This is a genomic window from Pelistega sp. MC2 (genome assembly GCF_900099475.1).
In the GTDB taxonomy this organism is placed as follows: domain Bacteria; phylum Pseudomonadota; class Gammaproteobacteria; order Burkholderiales; family Burkholderiaceae_B; genus Taylorella; species Taylorella indica.
In genome coordinates, this window is the sequence record NZ_LT628274.1 from 716,311 (window position 1) to 739,643 (window position 23,333).

Genomic DNA, 23,333 nt, shown 5'->3' on the forward strand with positions numbered 1-23,333 from the left:
TTAATGTTTAAGCTTCTCAAGCACTGCAAAGGGAGAAGGTTTTTTCTCTAAGTTATCCTCTGGCATTTCTGCCAACTCTGGGCATATATCATGCTTAGGAATATAAGGCAAACTTAAAATAAGTTCGTCTTCAACTAACGCCAACATATCTACTGGTTTGTTAGCTAAAATTTTCTCATAGGCATCATTGTCAATTTCGCCTGATTCAGAGACATCTGCATTAAATGCTCGCTCCGACGTGACAACTTGTAATTCTACCTCAGAAGCTACATCGTAATTAAATAATTTCATGCAGCGCTGACATTGCAACCGTGGGTTCGCCGTGATACTAAGTTTTACCAGTGCGGGACCATGCGGCTTTTGATGGCCTTTTATGCTCCAAGACACTTGATTTTCATCAGTCTGTTCTGGTAAATCTTCCGTAAGACGCAAAAAGCGTGACAGTGGATTTTGCTGATGAACTTCGTGCCCTAAACGCACCAAATCCATTAAATCAATATATTTCTCCACTTTACTCTCCGCGCATCTATTAAATGCACCTCAAACACACTAGCTACTAGAATTAGCCTAATATATAATACGAAAATGTGCTTTCCGTAGAAACTCACAATTCCCGTGAAACATAAAATAATAACCTGATATTAAATTTTGGTCAAATAAAACAATGAAAAACTCAGAATTTCGATTGATTTTAGCCTCATCTTCAAAATACCGAAAAATGATGCTAGAACGTTTTCAACTGCCTTTTGAAACTATTTCACCTAATATTGATGAAACGCCCAAACCGGCTGAATCGCCCGTAGAACTAGCCATCAGGCTGTCTATAGAAAAAGCGCAGGCTATCTGTAAACAATTCCCTGATGCAATCGTTATCGGATCAGACCAAGTTGCCACCCTTGGAAATGACCCTATTGGCAAACCCGGTTCTTTTGTAAAAGCACAACAACAACTACGTCAATTAAGCGGACAACATGTTCAATTTCACTCTGCACTAGCTGTATGCAAAGGAACAGAAATCCTTTCTAGAAATGTTATTACTCATGCCTATTTTAGACAATTAACTGATGCCGAAATTGATCACTACTTACAAATTGAGCAACCTTTTGATACCGCTGGTAGCGCCAAAGCAGAAAGTTTGGGGATTACATTGATGGAAAAACTAAGTAGTGACGACCCAACAGCAATTATAGGGCTCCCACTCATTGAATTAGCACAAATGCTAAGACATTTTGGACTTAACCCAACACTAAAAGCAGGACTCATTTAATAATGACTAGTTTACATCTTATCCCGGTAGGGCTTGGTAATGCCCCGATCCAACGCTGGCTTCCTCAAGAAGCTCAAACACTCGCATCAGAAATTGATGTCTATATCGCTGAAAATGCTAAAACAGCACGTGCTTTTCTAAAACTTGTTACCCCAGTAAAACCAATCCAAGAAATTATCATTCACACTTTAACATCTAAAACTAGCCCACAAGAGATTAGAGAATGGTTAAAAAACCCCGGAAGTCAAGGACGTATTGGTTTAGTCTCCGAAGCTGGTTGCCCTGCAGTGGCTGACCCTGGAGCCATAGTCGTCAAGGAAGCTCACAAAATGAATATCCGAGTCATTCCTTGGGTTGGCCCCTCTTCTCTATTGCTAGGACTAATGGCTAGTGGTCTGGATGGACAACGTTTCGCCTTTCATGGTTATGCTCCTGTACAACCACATGAACGCGTAAAGCAATTGCAACAATGGGAAAGTTACTCACAAAAGCACCAACAAACACAACTTTTTATTGAAACACCCTACCGTAATTTAGCTATGTTTCAATCCCTATTAGATACCCTAAAACCCAGCACTAGACTTTGTATTGCGCGTGCTATTACCACAGATGCCGAATGGATAAAAACCTACACCATTGCTGAATGGAAAAAGCAAGCTGTTCCTGATATTGACAAACAAGCTACCTTATTTTTATTTTTAGCTTGAACAGTACACCGCTGAGCAAACGGAAGCAGCTCTGAACCACAAGTACCACAATAGATACTACAGAATTAGTTCTCTGACGCTTCCATCGCTCGAAGATTCATCAGAATAGCTGCCGTTTGGGCATCCATCCTACCATCAAATTTTACCGGTCGGTAATGCATCTGAAAGGCTCGCAATACTTGCTGACTCTTACTCGTCCAATCACCCGTCAGTTCAATATCATAACCTAGTGTTTTCAAGGCTTTTTGTAATGAGAGTGTACTAGGCAACCCCTCTTTTTTATATTTTCTAGTCAGACTAGCCACCTGATGTTCATCATACCATCGCCCCAACCCTTCTTGGGCAAGCCATTGCCAAGGAAAAGCTGGTCCAGGATCAAGCTTACGCTGAGGTGCGATATCGCTATGCGCGAGAATATTTTTTCCCTGAATTTGATGTCTTTGTTGGATATCTTTTAATAAAACAATTAGACGTTCTATTTGTGAGCTAGTATAGGCTTGCCATTGATTAATATCAGACGGAACTTTTTTGCCACTCTGTTTGGGTCCCAAATTAACAATCTCAATTCCAATAGATTGAGCATTTAAGTTAGTGTCTGTACCCCATTGGCTCTTTCCAGCATGCCATGCCCTACGATTCTCATCCACCAATTGAATGACTCTAGCTGGTTCCTCATCTGTAATCAAATAATGAGCAGAAACCTCTTGCTCGGTTAAAATTTTTATTGAATCCATTAAGGATTCCCACGTGTAATGTAGGATAATATATTTAACTCGACTGTCCTGCCCTTTTGCTTCTCGGTACTCATCTACAGGTCCCGTCGCACAAGCGCTCAATACTAAGCAACATATAGCAACAACAGATTTAAATAATTTTTTGAACATAATAGTAGATCAGTGGATAAAATCACTTAGGCTTAATCGCTTGCAATTGTTGCTGAATACGTTGCTGCTGTATACGTTGAGCAACAATACGCCATACTAATAATATAAATACAACCGCGGTAAAAGCATAAATATCCGCTATAGACTCATCAGATCTTTGCATAAAAATAGCATGTATAACGGCAAAAACCGCTACTATATAAACCAAGCGATGCAAACGTCGCCAATTTCTTCCTAGCTTGCGTACCATAGCCTGATTAGACGTTATAGCTAAGATACATAACAAGACATAGTTAAATAAACCAAATACGATAGCAGGTCGCTCTACAATATCCTTACCCATCAAAGCGAAACTAAAATGTCGCTCCATGCCTGACCATAAGAGCAAATGACAAGTTGCATAGAAAAAAGTGAACAACCCAAACATGCGACGCCATAAGATAAAGCCCTGTTGCTTAGTCAATTGACGCAAAGGAGTCATACATAATGTAATAATTAGAAAACTTAAGGTAGTTTGACCAGAAGAAGACATTAACCATAATCCTGGATCTTGCCCTAATTGTTGTGCGCTATACAAATATATCCACCTTGCCAAAGGCAATAACGAGATAAGAAACAATACTGGTTTTAATTTGAGCCACATGACACTATCCTTTCTTGGTGAGTATTTCTATTATTCAAATTTTTATTCTACGTCTAATTAGCAATAAATAGATAATAAGCGATGGAGCTCATCAACACTCTCGACAACATGATCTGGTTTTGCCTCATAAAGTTCTTGCTTAGAATGTGCACCATAAGTAACAGCAACACAATGCACACCAGCATTTTTAGCTAGCAAAATATCATGTGTCGTATCCCCTATCATCACCACATTTTCAGGCTCAACCATAAGCTCTTCCATTATCTCATTCAACATAAGTGGATCAGGTTTGCTTGCTGTCTCATCTGATGTTCTAGTCGCATCAAAAAAATGACCCAACTGATGATTAGCCAAAGCCCTATCTAGCCCCACTCGACTCTTACCTGTCGCCACCGCCATTTGAGTGCCTTTACTTTTCAACTCATCTAATAGTTGTAAATTACCCGGAAATAAGCGTAAATCTGGGTCTCGAGTTAAAAAATGATATTTATAACGAGTCACAAAATCGTCAACCAAGTCATCCGTTAAGTCTGGAATAACTCGTTTCAACGCATCCACTAAAGTAATTCCTATAACCCAACTCGCGTCTTGATGACTAGGCACCGTCAAATTTAAGTCTCTCGCTGCATTTTGCATAGCAACAACAATAGAATGCGTTGAGTCCATTAATGTGCCGTCCCAATCAAACACTACCAATGAAAACTTCATTATTTTTATCCTTTTTTTAGCTGATCTAAGAAGCGCAAACACTCAACAGGCAGAGGGGCTTCCAAAAGCAATTTTTCCCCAGTCAATGGGTGCGTAAATTGCAAGCGATGGGCGTGTAAGAACATTCTTTTAAAGCCTTTTTTCGAGACTTCTTCACGAACCTCATCCTTTCCATATTTCTCATCACCGACAATAGGAAAACCTTGAGAAGCTAAATGCACTCTTATTTGATGAGTTCTACCTGTTTTAAGCTGAGCACCAAGCAAAGTATATCCTAAATACCCTTGCAATTTAGTGACAATGGTATGTGCATATTTTCCATGTTCTTTGTCAACACGTACTCTTCGTTCACCGTCAGGCGTTAAATACTTATATAGTGGCAACTTAATTTCTTGTCTTTTCGCCGTCCACTCCCCAACAACGAGTGCTAGATAAGATTTATGCCCTTCGGATTGTCGCATCATGTCATGCAATACAACCAATGCACTTCTTTTCTTCGCAATAATCAATAAACCAGAAGTCTCTTTATCTAACCGGTGAGCTAACTCTAAAAACTTACTCTCTGGTCGTGCCGATCGCAGCTGCTCAATCACACCGAACGAAACACCACTCCCACCATGCACAGCAACTCCCGCTGGTTTATTAATCACTAAAATTGCATCATCTTCATAAATAATAGGAAATTCTGCTTTAGGTACAGGTGGTTTACTATCAGGATCTGCCATTCTGAGAGGAGGAATTCGCACTTCATCCCCTACATTTAGACGGTATTCTGATGAAATACGGCCTTTATTGACCCTGACTTGACCCGAACGAATAGCTTTGTATAAATGACTTTTCGGCACACCCTTACACTGACGTAGCAAAAAATTATCGATTCTTTGCCCATCAGCCCCCTCATCAATCTTCACAAATCTCACCTGTAATAGAGCATTAACCTTATCTGAAGAGGATTGTGGGGAAATTTTTTTTTGTAGTGGAGATGATAATTGCTTAGCCATACTTGTCATCAGTAAATTAATTGCTTATTTTAACGCAAACCAATTGATTTTAGTTTTATGAATATCGGCTCACCTTATTTCCATACTTAAAGATGCAAAGCTATTCCTGACTAAATGATTTTAATTTCTTTCTTATCTACCCCCCCTATGCTATAATGGCTCACCCGAGAGAGAATAGTTTAACCATAATGACTAAAACTCCTATCACACGTAAGAAACTTTCAGAAGAGAAAGCTCAGTGTTTCGTTTTAGCACGATGCGAGAGAATTAACGCAAAGGTGTCGCTATTTCGGTAATTGAAGGTTACAAACGCATGCTTATTTACGTTATGAAATGCGGTAGTTTTATATTTAATCCCCTACCCACGTAAATGCATATATCCGTTTGTTAGAACCTTGTTTGTGCACAGTGAAAGATTAGAAAATCTAGATTTTTGAGCCTATTACGCTAGAGAGCTTAGTCTAGGTTTTAAGTAAAACTTTTTATGCTCAACATAGCTTGAGCGCCTTAAATATAGATAGTCCCAACCAACTATTGGTCATGGGATTCTTTGCATGAGCAATTGGTTTGCCCTCGATACCTAGGGTTAATGCATTTATGGTGAATGCATTAAATTTTTATTGAGAAGAACCAATATGAAACGCATGTTATTTAATGCAACGCATCAAGAAGAATTACGCGTTGCCATCGTAGACGGGCAAAAGCTCCTTGATATTGATATTGAAACAGCAGGTCGTGAACAACGCAAAGGTAATATCTACAAAGGGGTAATTACTCGCATCGAACCTAGTCTAGAAGCTTGCTTTGTAAACTATGGCCATGAGCGCCATGGCTTTTTACCCTTCAAAGAGGTAGCACGTAGTTACTTCAAAGAAGGCGTTGATGTCCGTAGCGTTCGCATCCAAGATGCGTTAACCGAAGGACAAGAGCTTATCATCCAAGTAGAAAAAGAAGAACGTGGCAACAAAGGTGCGGCTCTAACGACTTTTATTTCTCTTGCCGGTCGTTATCTTGTCTTAATGCCAAATAATCCTCGTGGTGGTGGTGTTTCTCGTCGCATTGACGGGGAGGAAAGACAAGAATTACGTGAAACCATGTCACAACTAGATTTACCAGAAGGAATGAGCATGATTGCCCGTACCGCTGGTATTGGTCGTACTGCCCCTGAATTGGATTGGGATCTTAAATATTTATTAAAGCTATGGAATGCTATTTTTACAGCATCTCAACAATACCCTGCTCCTGTTCTCATCTACCAAGAATCTAGTTTAGTTATTCGTGCGATTAGAGACTATTTCTCGCCTGATATCGCTGAAATTCTAATTGATACTGATAGCATTCATAATCAAGCATTAGCTTTCATGCAAGATGTAATGCCTGAAAATGTCCAAAAAGTAAAACGTTATCGAAATGCTGTTCCTCTTTTCTCTCGCTTCCAAGTAGAGCACCAAATTGAAACAGCTTATTCACGTAACGTTCAATTACCCTCTGGTGGTTCTATCGTTATTGACCATACCGAAGCTTTAGTAGCCGTAGATGTAAACTCTGCACGTTCAACTAGAGGTACTGACATTGAAGAGACTGCCATGCGTACCAATCTTGAAGCAGCCGAAGAAGTTGCTCGTCAACTCCGTTTGCGTGACTTAGGCGGTTTGATTGTTATCGATTTCATTGATATGGAAGACAGCAAAAACCAACGTGCTGTTGAGCAAAAATTAAGAGATGCTCTACATGTTGATCGTGCTCGTGTTCAGATGGGTAAAATTTCTCGTTTTGGTTTAATGGAATTATCTCGTCAACGTTTACGCCCTTCACTTAATGAAGGCTCACATGTTACCTGCCCACGTTGTAATGGTACAGGCGTAATTCGTGACGTAGAATCTAGTGCACTGAATATCTTACGCCTACTTGTAGAAGAGGCGATGAAAGAAAATACAGCGGCTATCTATGCGCAAGTTCCTGTTGAAGTAGCTACTTACCTACTCAATGAAAAGCGTACTGATATTGTAAAAATCGAAACACGCCTAAAAGTACGTATTTATCTTATCCCGAACAAAAATATAGAAACACCTCATCATGATATTGAGCGTGTTCGTTACGACGACCCACGTATGGATGAGCAAAAGTCTAGCTTAGAAATGATTGAAGCACCTGAAAATACGACACTTTCTTGGCAAGACAAAAAAGAAAAAGATGAAGAAAAACAACGTCCTGAAGCAATTGTTAAAGGAATTCATCGCGAAACCCCTGCTCCTACACCTGCCGTTACTCCCGCAGTAAAAGCACAAGAACCTACGATAGGTTTCTTCCAACGCATCAAAGCATGGTTTATGGGTACGCCAGCCACTCCTTCTGTTGAGGCTTCTCAAGAGAAAAAAGAGTTACCGGCACAACCAAAACATAATCGCCAAGATAAGCAACGCAATCGCCCTCGTCGTCCAGAAAAAGCTCAGGATGACGATAAAGCTATTGCTCGTAAAGCCAAGCGTGCGGAAGAATTAAAGGCAGCTAAAGAGGCCAACAAAGAAGCGGCTAAAGAACAAGTTGAGAATCGTCAATCTCGTCGCCAAAATAGAAAGCAACGTCAAGAGACCAGTGCTGAACAAGCTAATACGACGATTACAAAAGAAACTTCAACTAAAGCTAATAATAACCAAAACACTGCTCCTAAAGAGGTTTTAAAAGAGACTCAAAACAAACCTCAAAAAGTGTCAGCCACCGATGCAGATACAGTATCGACTAAACCAGCCAATTTTGAAGAAAATAGTACTCGTTTAGAATCATCCTATGTTACAGATGCTGATACTAGCTCTCAAGCCCTAGGCGATGATATTATTGATAGTGCTACTGATAATGCGACAGGTGAAGATTTCACTAATGACCAAGGGGAAGCTCGCAAACGTCGTAGACGTAATCGTCGTGGTCGTCGTCCAAATGATGAAGCTAAATCAATCACGCCAAATGAAAACCTAGCCTTCATCCCTAACGAAGTCTTATTAGAGCAACAAGAAGCACAGCAAGGACAAGTATTGAGCCAACAGCAAGCAACTCCTCCTACAGAAACAAACAATACATTTGTTCCTGCCACTGTAGCGGGTGTAGCAGGTCTTGCAGCTACCATTGTAACTGAAACAATTGATCACAGCGAAACAAATCCTGAACATGCTCATGCACCGGATTTATCTGAGATTTCGCCAGTAGCGACTGTTAAAGAACATGTACCTGAAACAGCTAATCTTAGCGAAACAACTGACACTACAACTAGCGTAAGCTCTATAGTGGAACCTGCTACACTTGTGCCTAGTCCGGTACCTGTCTTTGAAACTACAGATACAGTAGCTCCTGTTGTGGTTTCTGAAACAGTTCCGCCTGTAGCTGTTGATTTACCTCAAGAAGTTGAACCTCCTGTTGTGAGTGAGGTTATTGTTGCCGCTAAATTAGATGACAATTCCACCACTGAGGAAGATACTAGTGTGACTATCGTTCAAACAAGTGCCATCGAGCAACCGATGAATACAGTGTCCGATGGAAAATCAGTGGTAGATACAGCTACATTGACTCAAGTCGTGGAAAGTGCTGGAATGCAGTGGATTCAAACCAAGCCTGATTTGGTGGTAGAAATAACTCCTCCAAGTATTAAGCTAGGTCGAGCACGCAAACCAGTACAAGCAATTAGTAATGAACCGTTAATACTAGTAGAAACTGACAGTTCTAAAAAATAATTGACTTAGTATTGATCAAAAATACAATCCTATCAATCGCCTAACGCAGAACATGACCTATGTTCTGCGTTTTTTTATACCCTTATTAGGATTAATCCCAATGTAATAATTACAAAATATAATTTACAATCTATTACTAACCGGGGAATATTTTCATTCCCCTTATTTATGTTTACAACAATGAAACCTTATGTATGAACAGGGAGTCTATATGTTTCGTGCAATTACCGAAGCTAGTGTGAGATTGGTTCGTCAATACCTACCATCTCCTTTTGTCTTTGTTGTTATCCTAACTTTAATGGCATTTACGGCTGTTTTAACATTCACCAACCAAAATTTTTTACAAGCTAGTAGTTTCTGGGGCAATGGTCTATGGAGTCTATTAGGTTTCTCTATGCAAATGGCACTTATCTTGGCGACAGGTCATATATTAGCTAAAGCACCTGTTCTAGGTCGCTTCTTAGATAATATTGCCTCTAAAGTAACTAGTCCTAAGGTCGCTATTCTTGTGGTAACACTAGTAGCACTTTTAGCATGCTGGTTAAACTGGGGATTTGGACTTATCGTTGGTGCAGTAATGGCAAAAGCATTAGCACGTAACGTAAAAGGCGCTGACTACCCATTACTAGTAGCTTCAGCATACTCTGGTTTCTTGATTTGGCATGGCGGTTTATCAGGTTCTATTCCATTAGCATTAGCAACTGGTGGTGCTGACTTAGCAAAAATCTCTGCACAAACAATTACAGCAGCAGTTCCTGTCTCTGAAACGCTATTCTCTTGGTATAACTTAGCCATTATTGCTGGTTTAGTGATTGGTCTACCATTGCTTAATATGGCAATGATGCCTAAAAAACCTTTTGAAGTAGATCCAAAACTAATGATCGAAGAAGCTATCGAACTACCACCAAAAGATACATGGGCTCAAAAAGTTGACGACAACCGTTTCTTGGCACTTATTTTAGTGTTCTTTGGTGCTGCCTATATATATGGTCACTTCAGTAGCAAAGGATTTTCACTTTCATTAAATATTGTGATTGGCTTATTCTTATTCCTAGGTTTATTAGCGCATGGTACCCTAGAAAGATATTCTCGTGCAATGGAAGAAAGTGCCAAAGGAATTAGTGGTATTATTCTACTCTTCCCATTTTATGGTGGTATTATGGGTCTTATGATGGGGGCTGCTGATGGTGGTACTTCTCTTGGCGCCATGATTACTAACCAATTCGTTGCATGGTCTACAGCGGAAACATTCCCTTCTCTTGCGTTCTTAAGTGCTGGGTTAGTTAACGTATTTGTACCTTCTGGTGGTGGTCAATGGGCTGTTCAAGGTCCAATCATGTTACCTGCTGGCGTCCAATTAGGTGTGCCTCCAACCGTTTCTGCAATGGCGATTGCTTGGGGCGATGCTTGGACAAATATGATTCAACCATTCTGGGCACTTCCTCTTTTAGGTCTAGCTGGTCTTAATGCTCGCGCTATTATGGGTTATTGCTTAATAGCATTAGTGTATTCTGGTATTTTAATTACTGGCGTTTTTTATTTTGTTTAATAGACAAATACTCTTAAAACCATTTCTCGTATGCCTTAATCGATAGTGGTTTTAGGGCAATAAACAGAGAAGCGATACATCTAAAATATAAAAGATGTATCGCTCTTTTATTTTACTCTCAGTCGCCCCTTAGCTGATAATCGCATAAATGTAGCTAAAGCGACGAGAATACCGAAACTTTCTACAATTGCCGCAGGCACCCACATAATAATACCACCTAATCCTTGATCTTCTAGCGCTGAAATTGGTACAGCTCTACCACATAAATCAAACAGTGGATACAAATCATTGGGCGTTAAAGCAATATAAATTCCCACCAATATTTGCGGAACCATCGTTAAAATAGGAGAAATAATCCTTCCCTTAACCGTCATCGCCGCAGGTGGGGCTGGACGACGATCTAAAATCAAATTCCAATACATAAAACCGCTTATCACAACAGACCAGTTCATCAAGCGATATAAATAAATATCCAACATAGAATAGAACTGCACGGTTGGGATTAACCAAACAAGCACCAAGAAAACAAATAAAAAAGGAACAAAATACTTATCTGTACACCATTTACGTAACGTCATTGCCAGAGAGGTTTGCTCAAATTTTCTTAATTTCAACCTAAGCGTTACTGGCAATCCTGCTCGCATTACCTGTCCTGGATAAGCCGCCATTACTAAGAGTGGTGCTAAATGGTGTAAAAAAACATGTTGAATACGATGCACAAAAAACACCCTTTCAGCAAAATAATCAACATGGGTATGCAACGATAAATAAAGCATCACAAAACCAGACCAAAACAAGCAATGTCTTACTATACCGATTGGTCTATGGAGCGAGCCTTTAATAAATAAATAGGCACTGAACAAAAAACAAATAATTAATGTCGGTGAAAACTCCCAAGGTTCAAGCCATTGAGCGATTGTTAAATCCATAGTACCTCTTTTTTCTGAATGCTCATATTTTAATCATATTTATATTTTTTATCCTATTTATGCCCGTTAAGCCACGTAAATGGGCTACAATTTCATGCATGAAAATCGGACAATGGACATTGCCTAACCCTGTATTTGTTGCTCCTATGGCTGGAGTGACCGATCGCCCTTTTCGTCAATTATGCAAACGACTAGGGGCTGGTTATGCTGTGTCTGAAATGGCTGCCAGCAATCCAAAACTATGGGATAGTGTCAAAACGTCTAGGCGTCTTAATCACGACGGTGAAATTGACCCTATTTCCGTTCAAATTGCTGGTGCTGATCCTGATATGATGGCTCAAGCCGCTCTATTTAATATCCATAAGGGTGCTAAGATTATTGATATTAATATGGGTTGTCCTGCCAAAAAAGTTTGCAATGTTGCTTCAGGATCTGCGCTACTAAAGCATGAAGAGCTAGTAGTTGCGATTTTAAAGTCCGTTGTTCAAGTTTGTAAGCCATTAGATGTACCTGTCACACTCAAAACCAGAACAGGATGGGATAGAGAGCACAAAAATGTGCTCCGAATTGCTACTCTTGCTCAAGACATAGGTATTAGTGCGTTAACACTGCATGGTCGTACTCGTGCCGATATGTATAATGGTGAAGCAGAATATGACACCATTAAACTGGTTAAAAGTGCTTTATCCATACCTGTTATTGCGAATGGAGATATTGATTCTCCTCAAAAAGCGAAATACGTATTGGACTATACGCAAGCTGATGCAGTGATGATAGGCCGTGCGGCTCAAGGAAATCCCTGGATTTTCAAACAAACAAATTACTACTTAGCACAAGGGAAAGAATTACTTCCTCCTCGTTATAGTGAAATGCAAGAGGTTTTATTGCAGCACTTGAATGAACATTATCAGTTTTATGGTGAACATACTGGTGTACGAACAGCACGCAAACATATTGGGTGGTATGTAGCCCAATTACCTGGTGCCACAGAATTTATCCAAGTAATGAACCAACTCAATACATGTTCAGAACAATTTAACGCTGTGGAAGATTGGTTTAATGAACTCATTCGATTTGAAGAAAATGAATAAAATAGATCCTATCGATAAATGTATAACAGCGAATCTTGACGCTTATTTCAAGGAATTAGGTGATGCCCCCGCTTCAAATGTGTGGAATATGGTCATGGATGGTGTAGAAAAAGCCATGCTTGAAAAAGTCATGGCCTATACCAATGGGAACCAATCCAAAGCCGCCGAAGTATTGGGCATTACTCGCAATACATTACGTAAAAAACTTATTTCTAACCATCTTATTGACGCATCATGAAATTAACCACTGCTCTTCTTTCTGTTTCAGATAAAACAGGTATTGTTGAATTTGCCCAAGCTTTAGCGGCTCGTGGCATTAAATTACTCTCTACTGGTGGCACAGCGGCTTTATTAAAAAAAGCAGGTCTAGACGTTACGGAAGTGGCCGAACATACAGGTTCTCCAGAAATTTTAGACGGGCGTGTCAAAACACTACACCCTAAAATTCATGGTGGCTTATTAGGTCGCCGTGATAATGCCGAACATTTAGCCACAATGGAGCAACACGGCATATCTCCTATCGACTTATTAGTAGTCAACCTCTACCCTTTCCGTGAAACGATTGCAAAACCAAATTGTTCTTTTGCTGATGCGGTAGAAAACATTGATATTGGTGGTCCTGCTATGCTACGTGCAGCAGCGAAAAACCATGGCACCGAACAAGGTGGTGTCACTGTGGTTATTGACCCTAGCGATTATGAACAAGTCCTAAAAGAAATCGACCAATTTGGCCAGCCTTCTTATGGCTTACGCTTAAAATTAGCGAGCAAAACATATGCTCATACGGCAGCTTATGACGGTGCAATTGCTCAGTATTTGACAGCGTTAACTGATGCCGAGCCAGCACAGGAAAGTACCCCAGCACGCCAACAATGGCCAGAAACAGTCACTATTCAAATCCAAAAACACCAAGAATTACGTTACGGTGAAAACCCTCATCAGAAAGCCGCTTTCTATATCGACCCTGTTCGTGGTAATGGCTTACTAGGTAAGTATGAACAGCTACAAGGCAAAGAGCTTTCTTATAATAATATTGCTGATGCGGATGCCGCTTGGGAATGTTCACGTAGTTTTGATGTACCTGTATGCGTGATTGTTAAACATGCAAATCCTTGTGGCGTTGCTATTGGAGCTACACCTTTTGAAGCTTATCAAAAAGCCTTTAAAACAGACCCTACTTCTGCCTTTGGTGGCATTATTGCCTTTAACCGCAAAGTTGATTTGGCTGTTGCCGAGGAAGTTAGCAAACAGTTCATGGAAGTATTGCTTGCGCCTGAATACACAGAAGATGCCTTAGCATTACTTGCCGCGAAAAAGAATGTTCGTGTGTTAAAAGTTAGCTCTGGCTCAGAGCAAAACCCATTTGACGTAAAACGCGTTGGTGGGGGTTGGCTACTCCAAGACCCTGATGCCTTCGATGTACCAGCTGAATCACTTAAAGTAGTCACTAAAAAACAACCGACAGCACAACAACTTAACGATCTTATGTTTGCATGGAAAGTGGCAAAATATGTCAAATCAAATGCTATTGTATTCTGTGCTAATGGCATGACAATGGGTGTAGGTGCAGGTCAAATGAGTCGTTTAGATTCTGCTCGCATTGCTGCCATCAAAGCAGAAGCAAATGGTTTAAGCTTGAAAAATACGGCGGCGGCCTCTGATGCATTCTTCCCATTCCGTGATGGTTTAGATGTTATCGTAGCGGCTGGGGCTGATTGTATTATTCAACCTGGTGGTAGTATTCGTGACGAAGAAGTCATTAATGCAGCTGATGAGCATGGCATTGTGATGGTTTATACTGGCACTCGTCATTTCCGTCACTAATCCAGAACTATGCGGATTCTTGGTATAGACCCAGGCCTTAGAAAAACGGGCTATGGTGTGATAGATGTTCAACAAGCCCATATCTATTATGTGGCAAGTGGTACTATTGCTATACCAACGGATCTGCCTTTGCATCATCGCTTAAAACACATTATGGATCATATTCGTGAGGTCATTGAACATTACAAACCTCACGAATCTTCTCTTGAAAAAGTCTTCGTCAATACGAATCCTGAAACAACATTATTATTGGGTCAGGCAAGAGGTGCTGCCATGTGTGCTTTAGCTGATACTGGACTAGATGTAGCAGAATACACCGCCTTACAAATAAAAAAAGCTGTCGTTGGTCGAGGACATGCAAGAAAAGAGCAGGTCCAAATAATGGTTCAACATTTACTAAATTTAAACGCAATGCCTGAACCTGATTCTGCTGATGCGCTAGCATGTGCTATCACGCATGCACATGCCTCCAGCTTACTAAATAAACTCAAAGAACTCGATTTAGATACTACTCATACCAGTAAAATGCGTGGTGGTCGATTACATATTTAACATTCATGTAAAAAGAAAAAATTATGATTGGACGAATTACTGGCTTATTAATAGAAAAAACCCCTCCAACAATTTGTGTGGATGTCAATGGTGTAGGCTATGACATAGAAGTCCCCATGACAACGCTATATGACTTGCCTGAAGTCGGCGCAAAAGTCACTCTTTTCACTCACTTAGCCATACGTGAAGATGCACATGTTCTCTATGGTTTTTTAAAACCCGAAGAGAGAACAACGTTTAGATCCTTAATTAAAGTGAGTGGTATCGGTGCTCGTACAGCATTAGCTATTCTATCTGGGCTTAGTACAACTGACTTAGCTCAGGCGATAGAACAACAAGATGCCACCTTATTAGTAAAAGTCCCAGGTATTGGTGCAAAAACAGCCGCAAGACTACTCTTAGAACTAAAAGGCAAACTTTCTAATATCACATTACCACAAAGCAATACTCAACAATCCTCGAAGAGTGATATACTCAATGCTTTAGTTGCCTTAGGTTATTCCGAAAAAGAAGCCAATAATGCAACAAAAAATTTAGCTAGCGATGTTTCTGTTGCTGATGGTATTCGTCTAGCGTTACAAAATTTAACGAAATAAGGATACTATTCCTCATAAGGGAACTATCTACATTTGCTCACAAGGCAATGAATGCGTTCAAGTTTTTAATAAATTATGTATTTCCAGGGGGAAAAATGAAAAAGAATTGGTTTAAAAAAACATTATTTAGCTGCGCTGTCATTGCTTCTATGGCGTCTACCTCAGCGTTTGCAGAACAATCATTAAAAATGGCTTATGCATTAGCCAAAGACTCTCATTATGGAGCAGCAGCTAACGCCTTTGAAAAATCATTAGCTGAAAGCACTAATGGTAAATTCAAAATCGAGCATTTTGCTAATAGTGCTTTGGGTGGTGAGCGTGAAGTTATCGAAGGTTTACAACTAGGTACTGTTGATGCAGCTGTATTATCAACAGGGGCAATTTTGAATTTTGTACCACAAGCAGGTGTATTTGACATTCCCTTCTTATTCCGTGACTTAGCTCACGCTCGCAAAGTACTTGATGGCCAAATTGGTCAAGACATGTTAAAAGAGTTCCCAAAACGTGGGCTAGTCGCTTTAGCATGGGGTGAGCAAGGTTTCCGCCACCTAACTAATAACAAACATGCGGTAAAAGAACCAGCAGATGCCAAAGGTCTAAAAATCCGTACTACTGAAAACCCTGTTCATTTATTAGCATTTAAACAATTAGGTATTTTAGCAACACCTATGGCTTGGCCTGAAGTTCAAACGGCTTTACAACAAGGCACTATTGATGGTCAAGAAAATCCTACTTCTGTGATTGTATCAGCTAAACTTAATCAACAACAAAAATTCATGTCTTTAACTGGGCATGTTTATGCGCCTGCTGTTATTATTGTTTCTCCTTCCGTCTATGACGGCCTAAGTGATGATGAAAAAGCAAAATTCGTTGAAGCGGGTAAAAAAGCTGGTCAAGCTATGCGTGATTTCGTTGACAATGTCGAAAAATCAGGCGTTCAAACATTAAAAGATGCTGGTATGCAAGTTACTGAAGATGTTGATCGTGATGCTTTTGCTAAAATCGTTAAAGAAGTTTACCCTGAGTACTATAAACAATTTAGTAAAGAGCTGATTGATAGTATTGAAAACACAAAATAATTATTCTTGCTAACAATACTTTAGGCTTTCTATTTGTTTTTAGTAAGCAGTAAGGGTTAGTGAGAACTAACGCTTCAGGCTGTCGATAAAGTAGTACTTTCGACGTGCAGATTTTCATCATCAGTCTTAATTGATTTATTGACTACACTTGAAAAGCTGCACGTCAAAATTAAAAAAATAAAGGTTTATCCACAATCTGAGGGGTTAGTAAGAACTAACCCTTTTTACTCATCTCTAGAGATTAACATTTTCTATCATGAAATCTTTTACTTATTGGCTTGATAAAATACTCTTTAAACTGGTTTCTATCGCTGCTCAGTTATTGTTACTGTCTGCCGTGATAGCAGGAATTTATCAAGTATTTGCTCGTTTCGTATTACACGAACCAGCAGCCTGGACGGAGCCATGGACTCGCTCATCACTGATTTGGGTTGTCTTTTTAGGCGTTATTTTGGCATTCCGTCATGGCGAAATGTTACGTGTGGATGTTATTAATACATTTTTATCTAGTAATGCACGTCGAATTGTACGCCATATCGCCAATTTACTCTGTGCCATCTTCCTTGGACTGTTAGCATGGATTGGCGGAAATATGACTTATCGTGTCCGTTTCCAATCAATTGCGGGTTTGGACTTTTCAATTTCATGGATTTATCTTGCTATTCCTGTTGGCTGTACTATTGCCTTAATCGCTCTATTAGTACAATGGTTTAGCAAAGAAGATTCTCATCATTCCCAAACAATGGAGTAGTACTCATGGCACAAATCATGATTTTATCCATGTTAGTATTTTTCGTACTAACAGTCCCTGTAGGGATTGCCATTGGTCTAGCTTCTTTTTTAGGCATTGAAGTGGCGGGAATTAACTGGTTAGTTATTGCTCAGCAATTTTATGCATCGTTAGATAAGTTTCCTTTAGCAGCCATTCCATTCTTTATTTTGGCAGGCAACCTAATGCAAGAGGCCAGTATCTCTGAACGTATGGTGAATTTTGCCAAAAGCTTGGTTGGCAATATGCAAGGAGGTTTGGCTTGTAGTTGTGTTATTACGTGTATGATTTTCGCTGCAGTCGCTGGTTCTAGTGTTGCCACCACTTTCGCTGTTGGTTCAATTCTGATTCCAGCGATGATTTCTCATGGTTACCCTAGACCTTTTGCTGCATCTTTACAAGCCACTGCCGCAGAGCTAGGCGTGATTATTCCCCCTTCTGTTCCTATGATTCTATTTGCTGTTGCTACGCAAACAGATTTAGTTAGTTTATTTATAGGTGGTATTCTACCCGGTATCTTGATTGCTGCTGGCTTGGTTTTCTACGTTTGGCTATACGCAAAACGCAATAATTTTGGCTTACGCGATGGAGAAAATCGTTTATCATTCTGGCCTGCACTTAACCAAGCTAAGCTCGCCTTATTAATGCCGATTATTATTTTAGGCGGTATTTACGGGGGAGTCTTCACACCAACAGAAGCTTCAGTTGTGGCGGTTGTTTATGCCTTAATTATTGGCGTATTTGTCTACAAAACACTAAAGCTACCTCAACTTCAAAAAGTATTCCAAAACACCGTCATTTCTACAGCCATTATCATGTTCTTAATTGCTAATGCGGGACTCTTTGGGTTCTTATTGAATCGAGCAGGAATTCCTAATCAACTAGGTGAATGGTTAGCCCAATTATTCGATAACAAATACACATTCCTATTAGGTGTAAATCTTGCCCTTTTCTTTATTGGTATGTTTATTGAAACATCTGCCTCTATTGTCGTGCTAGCACCATTATTACTACCCGTAGCGGTAAAATTTGGTGTCGATCCAGTACACTTTGGTATCATTATGGTTGTTAATTTGGCACTTGGTATGATTACACCACCATTTGGCGTTAACTTATTTGCGGCATGTACCGTGGCCAAATTATCTGTTGATCAGATTATTAAGCCATTGCTCCCATTTGTATTTGTATCATTTATCTGTTTGCTATTAATTACCTATATTCCTAGTATTACATTAGCACTCTTATAAAGATAAACTAAGGATTTAAAATGCCTATTGTTCCTGATAATCTGTCTGTTAATTTACCTCAGCGAGAAATTATTCAAGCTGAACCAATTAATCGCTCAGAAGAATCGATAGAAAGAGCTCTACGTCCAAAATCACTTCGTGATTATACGGGTCAAGATAAAATCTGTGAGCAATTAGGCATTTTTATTCAAGCCGCAAAGAAAAGAAATGAACCGTTAGATCATGTGCTCTTATTTGGCCCTCCGGGCTTAGGTAAAACAACACTAGCGCATATTATCGCTAATGAAATGGGCTCACAAATGCGTCAAACCTCTGGTCCTGTGCTTGAAAAACCTGGTGATTTAGCTGCATTACTCACTAATTTGCAAGCAAATGATGTCTTATTTATTGATGAGATTCATCGTCTCTCCCCTGTTGTAGAAGAAATTCTCTACCCAGCATTAGAGGACTTTCAAATTGATATTATGATTGGTGACGGTCCTGCCGCTCGTAGTATCAAAATTGACTTACAACCATTTACGTTAGTAGGTGCCACTACTAGGGCTGGGATGCTTACCAATCCTCTTCGTGACAGATTCGGTATTATTTCTCGTTTAGAATTTTATTCCACTGAGCATCTTGCACAAATCGTTACTCGTAGTGCTCATCTGCTAAATGCTGAAATTACACCTGCTGGTGCTTTGGAAATTGCCCGTCGTTCACGTGGAACACCTCGTATTGCTAATCGTCTTCTTAGACGCGTAAGAGATGTTGCCGATGTTAAATACAAGGGCTTAATTTCCGATGAGTGTGCAACAGAAGCTTTGAGCATGTTAGAAGTAGACCCTCAAGGCTTAGACCTTATGGATAGAAAACTCCTTGAGACATTAATTCATAAATTTGACGGAGGACCTGTTGGCATTGATAACCTAGCAGCAGCAATTGGCGAAGAAAGCGATACCATCGAAGAAGTGATTGAACCCTATCTTATCCAAAATGGCTATATTCAGCGTACTCCTAGAGGACGAGTTGCCACACAAAATACATGGCTACATTTTGGTTTATCACCCAAAAGTCAAAACAATAATTCTGAACTATTTTAGTTTCTTAATAAACTATCAAAGAGGATACTTTCGGCGTGCAGGTTTTGTAGTTGATAGTTTCCTCATTGGACTTAAGATAAAAAAACCTGCACGTCAAAATCCCATAACAGATTGCCAACACACCGTTAGTTTACGAGTAAACTATCAGTCTATTACTAAAGTAGATACTTTCGGCGTGCAGGTTTTGTAGTTGATAGTTTCCTCATTGGACTTAAGATAAAAAAACCTGCACGTCAAAATACCATAACAGATTGCCAACACACTGTTAGTTTAAAAGTAAACTATAAAAGAGATTGTCAATACTCCATTAGTTTACTTGTAAACTATTTAATTCGTGCAATACTAACAATCCAAAGCGATTTAGTTTATAAGCATTAATACCATCTATATTAGCCAATGCTTTTAACGTCTGAGGATTTTCTAACGCAATATATTTCAGAGTAGTATCCGTGAAAATAAATTGTGGCTCTACGCCCTCTTTTTGACTTTCCTGTTCTCGCCATTGTTTAAGCTGATGATAACGTACACTCGCTTGTGGAAATTGCTCCTCAAACGTCTTTTTACGTACTGGCATAATATTACGTGATTTTTGTGATGTATTTGAGGGAGCCTGTATCATGAATACTGACTCTTGTCCCTTTAATACTGGCACGCTTTTAGGCGTTAATGTCAACGTTGAGTAACCTTCTATATCAACATTCAAATAACCTTGTGCCATTAATTGCAACATAATACTTTGCCATGTTGCTTCATCATACTCTTTGCCTATTCCAAATGTACTTAACTTATAGTGCGCAAACTCATCAATTCTATCCGTATGCTTACCTAACAAAATATCAATAATATATTTGGCCCCAAAACGTTGTTCATAACATCTATATAACCAATAAATGGTAGATAATATTTTTTGTGCTGCAATTGTTGCATTCCAAGTAGACATAGGTCTATCACAACTATCACAATTACCACAGGCATGACTGGATTGCCCAAAATACGCTAATAACGCCACCCTTCTGCATAAGGATGACTCACAGTAAGACAACATAGCTTGTAATTGCTCTCGTGCTCGTTGCTTAAAAACCTCTTCAGCATTAGAAGATTCAATCATTTTTCTATGTTGTAATACATCCTGTAAACCAAATGCCATCCATGCTGTTGCCGGTAAGCCATCACGACCAGCACGCCCAGTTTCTTGATAATACCCCTCAATCGACTTAGGCATATCTACATGCGCAACAAAACGCACATCAGGTTTATTTATCCCCATCCCAAAAGCAATAGTAGCTACCATCACCAAATCATCTTCATATAAAAATTGTTGCTGATGCTTTGCTCTAGTTTGAGCATCTAATCCAGCATGATATGCCAATGCTTTAATACCTTGTTTATTTAGAAATTCTGCTATCACTTCACACTTTTTACGTGTTAAACAATACACAATGCCTGATTCACCATGGTGGTTCTCACTAATAAAATGCATCAACTGTGTTCGTACATTATCTTTTTCTACCACTTCATAACGAATATTAGGTCGATCAAAACTAGAAACAAAATACTTTGCCTGATTAAAAGCTAAACGGTCAGCAATATCTTGTCGAGTTTCTAGTGTTGCTGTCGCTGTTAGCGCAACACGAGGCACTGTTGGCCATAAACGAGCTAATTCATTTAACCCTAAATATTCTGGACGAAAATCATGCCCCCATTGAGATACACAATGTGCTTCATCAATAGCAAATAAAGAAATGGGAACTTTTTTCAATAAATTCAATGCACGTGTCGTTAATAGTCTTTCGGGAGCAATATACAATAAATCAATATATCCTCTTGACCATGCGTTTTCCGTATCCTGTATCTGCTCCCATGTCATGCTTGAATTTAAGCAAGCTGCTCGTATGCCTAATCCTTGTAACGCTTGTACCTGATCTTGCATCAATGCAATCAATGGTGAAATCACCACACCTGACCCAGGGCGTACTAAGGCTGGGATTTGATAACAAAGTGATTTACCTGCCCCAGTGGGCATTAGAACCACAGCATCTTTCCCATCAATTAAGTGATTAATGATATCTTGCTGATTTCCCCTAAACCCCCGATAGCCGAATTTTTCTTGTAGAATTCTAACTGCATGACTCACTTGTGTAGGAGCTTCCTCACTATTGTCAGGGATAGTTTGTTGATAATCAGAGGAAGTAAAATCAGTCATAAGAGATGATGTCTTGATAGTCTCAATACCAAAAAGACAATGCTTTATATGTTTAGTAAATATGTATCCTATATTATAAAAAAATATATATTTCTTTTGGGGGCTTATTTGCACTTTACTAAAAGGTCATGCTAGCATTTAACCATTAACAGGTAGGGAATTTTATGAATATTGGTATTGCTGGTGCTGGATTAGCCGGACGTTTATGTGCTCTCTTACTATCACAGCAAGGTCATCAAGTACAGGTTTTTGACAAAGCGTCACATCCCACTGATCCCGTAGCAGCAGGTTTCACTGCTGCAGGCATGCTAAGTCATGTCGCTGAATTAGAAAGTGGAGATGAACATATTTATAATCTTGGCGTTCGTTCTCTTGAACTCTGGAAACATATTGTCCCTCAACTAGATGCCCCTGTTTCATTACACTATAAAGGTAGTCTCATGGTTGCTCACAGAGGTGATGAGGGGGCAGCGCAACGTCTTATCAGTTTATTAGAAAGAAAAGCACCTGTAGACCAAAAACCTATTAAATTAACTACTGAACAACTAAAAGCCGAAGAACCCTCTATCTCAGGCCCAGCTCATGCGTGGGCACTACAAAATGAAGGCCATATTCATACTCGAGAAGCTATGTATGCACTATATGCTTCTTGCAAAAACACACTCTGGCATTGGCAAACGCCTGTACAAAAACTAAAAGCCAACAAAATCATTACTGATAGAGAAACGTTTACATTTGATTGGGTATTTGATACCAGAGGCGTCGGAGCTAGAGAGCTTAAATTTGCTAATACTCATACCCTCTCTTGCCAAAATGTACGAGGAGTTCGGGGGGAAATCCTATGGCTACAAGCACCTGCTCTCGCCTTGCAACGACCTATTAGGCTTTTACATCCACGTTATCGTGTCTACTTGGTACCTCGTCAGCCAGATATCCTCTTTGTCGGCGCCAGTGAAATAGAAAGCGAAGATAGATCACCCATTTCTGTTAGGACTACTGTAGAATTACTGACTGCAGCCCATAGCGTTCTGCCAGAACTTGCCGAGGCACGTATTATTCATACAGAAACTAATTTACGACCTGCCTTAATTGATAATTTCCCACGAATAGAAACTGCTCCCGGTATTAGCAGAATTAATGGTCTATTTAGACATGGTTGGTTAATTGCACCAGCTACTGTTGAACAAGCATTAAAAGAAGTTTTAGGCGCAGAATATACTGTGATTTAAGTATAATAGATGAGGATAGTATGAGTGCAATCACTGTATTTATAAATGGACAACCTAAAGACCTACTAAGGCCAATTTCTTTGGAAGAGTTTGTCGTGTTAATTCAAACAGAATTACAACAAGAAAATAATCCCAAAGCTATTGCTACCGCTGTTAATGAGGTATTTATTCCACGTACTCAGCGATCAAGTTATATCCTAAAAAATAATGATCAGATTATGACCTTTTCTCCAATTACTGGAGGATAGTTC

22 protein-coding genes are annotated in these 23,333 nt (G+C 39.6%); 15 read left to right on the forward strand and 7 right to left on the reverse strand.

The window, feature by feature from the left end:
- Window positions 1–510, reverse strand: a complete 510-nt coding sequence (locus BQ4443_RS05110; RefSeq protein ID WP_218118025.1) for a YceD family protein — start codon at window positions 508–510, stop codon at window positions 1–3.
- Between the two features lie 154 nt (window positions 511–664).
- On the opposite strand from BQ4443_RS05110, the gene BQ4443_RS05115 reads away from it, so the two are divergent.
- Both BQ4443_RS05115 and BQ4443_RS05120 read left to right on the forward strand, forming a co-directional pair.
- On the forward strand, window positions 665–1,267 hold the full coding sequence (locus tag BQ4443_RS05115) for a Maf family nucleotide pyrophosphatase (RefSeq protein ID WP_071058239.1): 603 nt from the start codon (window positions 665–667) through the stop codon (window positions 1,265–1,267).
- Window positions 1,267–1,974 (forward strand): SAM-dependent methyltransferase, encoded by a 708-nt coding sequence (locus tag BQ4443_RS05120; protein WP_143000559.1) that lies wholly within the window; start codon window positions 1,267–1,269, stop codon window positions 1,972–1,974. The genes BQ4443_RS05115 and BQ4443_RS05120 overlap by 1 nt, the downstream gene beginning before the upstream one ends.
- A gap of 65 nt (window positions 1,975–2,039) precedes the next feature.
- Here the strand turns inward: BQ4443_RS05120 and BQ4443_RS05125 are convergent, their stop codons facing one another.
- The 4 genes from BQ4443_RS05125 to BQ4443_RS05140 are packed head-to-tail and all read right to left on the reverse strand — an operon-like array spanning window position 2,040 to window position 5,210.
- On the reverse strand, window positions 2,040–2,858 hold the full coding sequence (locus tag BQ4443_RS05125) for an N-acetylmuramoyl-L-alanine amidase (RefSeq protein ID WP_023949141.1): 819 nt from the start codon (window positions 2,856–2,858) through the stop codon (window positions 2,040–2,042).
- Window positions 2,859–2,880: 22 nt separating this feature from the next.
- A complete protein-coding gene (locus BQ4443_RS05130; RefSeq protein ID WP_071058240.1) occupies window positions 2,881–3,501 on the reverse strand; it encodes a protein-methionine-sulfoxide reductase heme-binding subunit MsrQ in 621 nt (206 codons plus the stop codon).
- A 57-nt stretch (window positions 3,502–3,558) separates the two neighbouring features.
- Window positions 3,559–4,209, reverse strand: coding sequence for an HAD-IA family hydrolase (locus BQ4443_RS05135; protein WP_023949137.1), 651 nt, complete (start codon window positions 4,207–4,209; stop codon window positions 3,559–3,561).
- A 5-nt stretch (window positions 4,210–4,214) separates the two neighbouring features.
- Complete coding sequence (locus BQ4443_RS05140) at window positions 4,215–5,210, reverse strand: RluA family pseudouridine synthase (protein WP_083331877.1); 996 nt, start codon at window positions 5,208–5,210, stop codon at window positions 4,215–4,217.
- Window positions 5,211–5,845: 635 nt separating this feature from the next.
- Here BQ4443_RS05140 and BQ4443_RS05145 point away from each other — a divergent pair.
- Complete coding sequence (locus BQ4443_RS05145) at window positions 5,846–8,932, forward strand: Rne/Rng family ribonuclease (protein ID WP_071058241.1); 3,087 nt, start codon at window positions 5,846–5,848, stop codon at window positions 8,930–8,932.
- A gap of 211 nt (window positions 8,933–9,143) precedes the next feature.
- Window positions 9,144–10,481, forward strand: a complete 1,338-nt coding sequence (locus BQ4443_RS05150; protein ID WP_023949133.1) for a short-chain fatty acid transporter — start codon at window positions 9,144–9,146, stop codon at window positions 10,479–10,481.
- A gap of 107 nt (window positions 10,482–10,588) precedes the next feature.
- On the opposite strand, the gene BQ4443_RS05155 is transcribed toward BQ4443_RS05150, so the two are convergent.
- Window positions 10,589–11,410 (reverse strand): cytochrome c oxidase assembly protein, encoded by an 822-nt coding sequence (locus tag BQ4443_RS05155; RefSeq protein WP_031274031.1) that lies wholly within the window; start codon window positions 11,408–11,410, stop codon window positions 10,589–10,591.
- A 98-nt stretch (window positions 11,411–11,508) separates the two neighbouring features.
- Between BQ4443_RS05155 and dusB the strand changes: the two genes are divergently transcribed.
- From dusB to ruvB, 9 genes are all read left to right on the forward strand, one after another.
- Window positions 11,509–12,501, forward strand: coding sequence for a tRNA dihydrouridine synthase DusB (dusB, locus tag BQ4443_RS05160; RefSeq protein ID WP_071058242.1), 993 nt, complete (start codon window positions 11,509–11,511; stop codon window positions 12,499–12,501).
- Window positions 12,494–12,739 (forward strand): helix-turn-helix domain-containing protein, encoded by a 246-nt coding sequence (locus tag BQ4443_RS05165; protein ID WP_031274030.1) that lies wholly within the window; start codon window positions 12,494–12,496, stop codon window positions 12,737–12,739. The genes dusB and BQ4443_RS05165 overlap by 8 nt, the downstream gene beginning before the upstream one ends.
- Window positions 12,736–14,325 (forward strand): bifunctional phosphoribosylaminoimidazolecarboxamide formyltransferase/IMP cyclohydrolase, encoded by a 1,590-nt coding sequence (gene purH, locus BQ4443_RS05170; protein WP_071058243.1) that lies wholly within the window; start codon window positions 12,736–12,738, stop codon window positions 14,323–14,325. Before BQ4443_RS05165 ends, purH begins: the two co-directional genes overlap by 4 nt.
- Before the next feature lie 9 nt (window positions 14,326–14,334).
- A complete protein-coding gene (gene ruvC / locus BQ4443_RS05175; RefSeq protein WP_023949123.1) occupies window positions 14,335–14,877 on the forward strand; it encodes a crossover junction endodeoxyribonuclease RuvC in 543 nt (180 codons plus the stop codon).
- A 23-nt stretch (window positions 14,878–14,900) separates the two neighbouring features.
- The gene (gene ruvA, locus BQ4443_RS05180) at window positions 14,901–15,473 is read left to right on the forward strand and encodes a Holliday junction branch migration protein RuvA (RefSeq protein ID WP_071058244.1); all 573 of its coding nucleotides are present in this window, start codon (window positions 14,901–14,903) and stop codon (window positions 15,471–15,473) included.
- A gap of 95 nt (window positions 15,474–15,568) precedes the next feature.
- Complete coding sequence (locus tag BQ4443_RS05185) at window positions 15,569–16,552, forward strand: TRAP transporter substrate-binding protein (RefSeq protein WP_071058245.1); 984 nt, start codon at window positions 15,569–15,571, stop codon at window positions 16,550–16,552.
- A 256-nt stretch (window positions 16,553–16,808) separates the two neighbouring features.
- The gene (locus tag BQ4443_RS05190) at window positions 16,809–17,303 is read left to right on the forward strand and encodes a TRAP transporter small permease (protein ID WP_071058246.1); all 495 of its coding nucleotides are present in this window, start codon (window positions 16,809–16,811) and stop codon (window positions 17,301–17,303) included.
- Window positions 17,304–17,308: 5 nt separating this feature from the next.
- On the forward strand, window positions 17,309–18,568 hold the full coding sequence (locus BQ4443_RS05195; protein WP_023949115.1) for a TRAP transporter large permease: 1,260 nt from the start codon (window positions 17,309–17,311) through the stop codon (window positions 18,566–18,568).
- A 20-nt stretch (window positions 18,569–18,588) separates the two neighbouring features.
- Window positions 18,589–19,650, forward strand: a complete 1,062-nt coding sequence (gene ruvB, locus BQ4443_RS05200; RefSeq protein WP_023949113.1) for a Holliday junction branch migration DNA helicase RuvB — start codon at window positions 18,589–18,591, stop codon at window positions 19,648–19,650.
- Between the two features lie 307 nt (window positions 19,651–19,957).
- On the opposite strand, the gene recQ is transcribed toward ruvB, so the two are convergent.
- Window positions 19,958–21,853 carry a DNA helicase RecQ gene (gene recQ, locus BQ4443_RS05205; RefSeq protein ID WP_083331866.1) on the reverse strand — a complete coding sequence of 632 codons (1,896 nt, stop codon included), beginning with the start codon at window positions 21,851–21,853 and terminating at the stop codon, window positions 19,958–19,960.
- Between the two features lie 164 nt (window positions 21,854–22,017).
- Here recQ and BQ4443_RS05210 point away from each other — a divergent pair, with 164 nt between their 5' ends.
- Complete coding sequence (locus tag BQ4443_RS05210; protein ID WP_023950284.1) at window positions 22,018–23,082, forward strand: FAD-dependent oxidoreductase; 1,065 nt, start codon at window positions 22,018–22,020, stop codon at window positions 23,080–23,082.
- A 20-nt stretch (window positions 23,083–23,102) separates the two neighbouring features.
- On the forward strand, window positions 23,103–23,330 hold the full coding sequence (thiS, locus tag BQ4443_RS05215; RefSeq protein ID WP_071058247.1) for a sulfur carrier protein ThiS: 228 nt from the start codon (window positions 23,103–23,105) through the stop codon (window positions 23,328–23,330).
- The last annotated feature ends 3 nt before the right edge of the window (window positions 23,331–23,333 follow it).

What these genes read in the sequence shown, in the direction of transcription:
- BQ4443_RS05115 (WP_071058239.1), top strand. Translation starts at nt 665, where the DNA reads ATGAAAAACTCAGAATTTCGATTGATTTTAGCCTCATCTTCAAAATAC.
- BQ4443_RS05125 (WP_023949141.1), bottom strand. Translation starts at nt 2,858, where the DNA reads ATGTTCAAAAAATTATTTAAATCTGTTGTTGCTATATGTTGCTTAGTA.
- BQ4443_RS05130 (WP_071058240.1), bottom strand. Translation starts at nt 3,501, where the DNA reads ATGTGGCTCAAATTAAAACCAGTATTGTTTCTTATCTCGTTATTGCCT.
- BQ4443_RS05135 (WP_023949137.1), bottom strand. Translation starts at nt 4,209, where the DNA reads ATGAAGTTTTCATTGGTAGTGTTTGATTGGGACGGCACATTAATGGAC.
- BQ4443_RS05140 (WP_083331877.1), bottom strand. Translation starts at nt 5,210, where the DNA reads ATGGCTAAGCAATTATCATCTCCACTACAAAAAAAAATTTCCCCACAA.
- BQ4443_RS05145 (WP_071058241.1), top strand. Translation starts at nt 5,846, where the DNA reads ATGAAACGCATGTTATTTAATGCAACGCATCAAGAAGAATTACGCGTT.
- BQ4443_RS05150 (WP_023949133.1), top strand. Translation starts at nt 9,144, where the DNA reads ATGTTTCGTGCAATTACCGAAGCTAGTGTGAGATTGGTTCGTCAATAC.
- BQ4443_RS05155 (WP_031274031.1), bottom strand. Translation starts at nt 11,410, where the DNA reads ATGGATTTAACAATCGCTCAATGGCTTGAACCTTGGGAGTTTTCACCG.
- dusB (WP_071058242.1), top strand. Translation starts at nt 11,509, where the DNA reads ATGAAAATCGGACAATGGACATTGCCTAACCCTGTATTTGTTGCTCCT.
- BQ4443_RS05165 (WP_031274030.1), top strand. Translation starts at nt 12,494, where the DNA reads ATGAATAAAATAGATCCTATCGATAAATGTATAACAGCGAATCTTGAC.
- purH (WP_071058243.1), top strand. Translation starts at nt 12,736, where the DNA reads ATGAAATTAACCACTGCTCTTCTTTCTGTTTCAGATAAAACAGGTATT.
- ruvC (WP_023949123.1), top strand. Translation starts at nt 14,335, where the DNA reads ATGCGGATTCTTGGTATAGACCCAGGCCTTAGAAAAACGGGCTATGGT.
- ruvA (WP_071058244.1), top strand. Translation starts at nt 14,901, where the DNA reads ATGATTGGACGAATTACTGGCTTATTAATAGAAAAAACCCCTCCAACA.
- BQ4443_RS05185 (WP_071058245.1), top strand. Translation starts at nt 15,569, where the DNA reads ATGAAAAAGAATTGGTTTAAAAAAACATTATTTAGCTGCGCTGTCATT.
- BQ4443_RS05190 (WP_071058246.1), top strand. Translation starts at nt 16,809, where the DNA reads ATGAAATCTTTTACTTATTGGCTTGATAAAATACTCTTTAAACTGGTT.
- BQ4443_RS05195 (WP_023949115.1), top strand. Translation starts at nt 17,309, where the DNA reads ATGGCACAAATCATGATTTTATCCATGTTAGTATTTTTCGTACTAACA.
- ruvB (WP_023949113.1), top strand. Translation starts at nt 18,589, where the DNA reads ATGCCTATTGTTCCTGATAATCTGTCTGTTAATTTACCTCAGCGAGAA.
- recQ (WP_083331866.1), bottom strand. Translation starts at nt 21,853, where the DNA reads ATGACTGATTTTACTTCCTCTGATTATCAACAAACTATCCCTGACAAT.
- BQ4443_RS05210 (WP_023950284.1), top strand. Translation starts at nt 22,018, where the DNA reads ATGAATATTGGTATTGCTGGTGCTGGATTAGCCGGACGTTTATGTGCT.
- thiS (WP_071058247.1), top strand. Translation starts at nt 23,103, where the DNA reads ATGAGTGCAATCACTGTATTTATAAATGGACAACCTAAAGACCTACTA.